The organism is Streptomyces thermodiastaticus (assembly GCF_014656135.1).
GTDB classification, from domain to species: domain Bacteria; phylum Actinomycetota; class Actinomycetes; order Streptomycetales; family Streptomycetaceae; genus Streptomyces; species Streptomyces thermodiastaticus.
Genome location: NZ_BNBV01000064.1, coordinates 1 through 1,624 on the forward strand (window position 1 = coordinate 1; position 1,624 = coordinate 1,624).

Consider the following 1,624-nt stretch of genomic DNA (forward strand, 5'->3'; position numbering starts at 1 on the left):
ATCAGTGCGCGGAGGGCTTCCTTGCTGTCCACCAGCGGGTGGTCTTCTTGGCCGGCGATGGCGATGTAGGCGTTGCCTTGGGAAGACCCCTACTGCGCCGAAGGAAACAACTGCTACCGCCCGCTGGTGGACAGCAAGGAAGCCCTCACGGCGGATCCGAAGAACGCCCCGTGGTACGGCGTGCTGATCGACCGTAAGTTCCACTTCGAGGACAAACGTCCCCTGTGGCATAGTCAGTCCAGTTGATGGCGGTCAACCGATTGACCATCGACTCCGCCGAACCCATTCGCGTCACAGGTTCGCTCCACGGCCGCCCATGAACTGCATATCACGCGGTGATCTCACGAAGACCGGCAAGTGGGTCACGCCCGTTCTCTCTTACGTACTCGTTCCAGCAGGATGTGCATTTATCGGGAGATGCCAGAGTGAAGTAGTCCCAGAAGTCGAGCAGGACCACTAGCGCCTTGTCCAATGGGAATGCACCTCGCACCTGCTCCAGGAAGTGATTCTCGATCGTCACCTCCTGAGGGCTGATCGTGGCGGTGAAGGCGTTTCCGGTGAGGTCTTCCGGAGCGAAACCGGCGTCGGACTGCGCCAGCCTCACCAGATCGATCGCTTCCAGAATGGAAAGCCCGACAAGCTGAATATCTCCGGACACCCAGTGCCCCAAAACCTTGAGCTCTGCAGGTCCACTGAAGCGTGGCAGCTCGGAATCGTCCTCCATATAATACCGAGTGCGAATCATGTGCTTATCTCCTTCTTTTCTCTGCTTCGCCGAGCAGGGATGAGGACTTTCACGCGTGTTCCGCGCTCGTTCAGCCAGACCTCGAGGTCCCGGCCACCGAGTTCCCGCACCCCTTCGGCCCCGGCCACACGGGCAGGGCCGAAAACGGTGCCGGTCAGCCCCTCGACGATGCTCCGGTCGTCCAGGAGAACTATGTGGCAATGGGGAGGAACCGGCGCGGGAGCGGGAGGTCTTCGTGAGCGGCGCTCATGAATCTGACTCGGCAGGCACGTCCACCCATACCTCCACCCGCGCCCCGCCCGCAGTCCCCACATCGTCATCGCGCCCGCATCCACCTCCAGGACGTGGCGGGCGCGGAGGCGGGGCAGGCCCAGGCGACCCGGTCGAAAGCGCTGGCCACCTCCGTGATCGTGCCGCTCTGCAGCTTCCAGCCCTTCGTTGGAAAGGCTGGTCATGATGAGTTGCCACGGCTGTCCTGCAAGGAGGACTGGGATCTCGATCCCAAGCATTTCACCGACCTGCCTGAGCCCCACGACCTGTTCGACGTTCCCCTGGTCGACCGGTAAGCGAACGACAAATGATGAAGGAACCAGAGCGGTGCGCATGTGGACACGAACACGGTGTCGTGCTGTCCAAGCAGCGCGTCAACGCCGTCCAGAAATGCTGGCGCAGAAGCTGAACGACCCGGACATCACGTTCGACGTCCGTGGGGACGCCGAGGACTACCCCATCGCGGACAACTCCACCGAGGAGGGGCGCAGGAAGAACCGCCGGGTGGAGGTGACGTTCCCGCGTACGGAGCGCTGATCCCTACAGCAGGTGGTCTGCCCTCCCCGCCTTGATCTCGCGGATCAGTGCGCGGAGGGCTTCCTTGCTGTC

2 protein-coding genes and 2 pseudogenes are annotated in these 1,624 nt (G+C 62.4%); 2 read left to right on the forward strand and 2 right to left on the reverse strand.

Annotated elements, in window-relative coordinates:
- Positions 1-328: 328 nt before the first annotated feature.
- Complete coding sequence (locus IE286_RS26815; protein ID WP_189799349.1) at positions 329-745, reverse strand: hypothetical protein; 417 nt, start codon at positions 743-745, stop codon at positions 329-331.
- A gap of 293 nt (positions 746-1,038) precedes the next feature.
- Positions 1,039-1,131 (reverse strand): annotated as a pseudogene (locus IE286_RS27535) (DUF192 domain-containing protein); the annotation flags it as partial.
- On the opposite strand from IE286_RS27535, the gene IE286_RS26820 reads away from it, so the two are divergent.
- Entirely contained in the window at positions 1,090-1,311 is a 222-nt protein-coding gene (locus IE286_RS26820) for a hypothetical protein (RefSeq protein ID WP_189799350.1), read from the forward strand. The pseudogene IE286_RS27535 and the gene IE286_RS26820 overlap by 42 nt on opposite strands.
- Positions 1,312-1,361: 50 nt before the next feature.
- Positions 1,362-1,552: pseudogene (locus IE286_RS26825) on the forward strand (OmpA family protein); the annotation flags it as partial.
- Between the last annotated feature and the right edge of the window lie 72 nt (positions 1,553-1,624).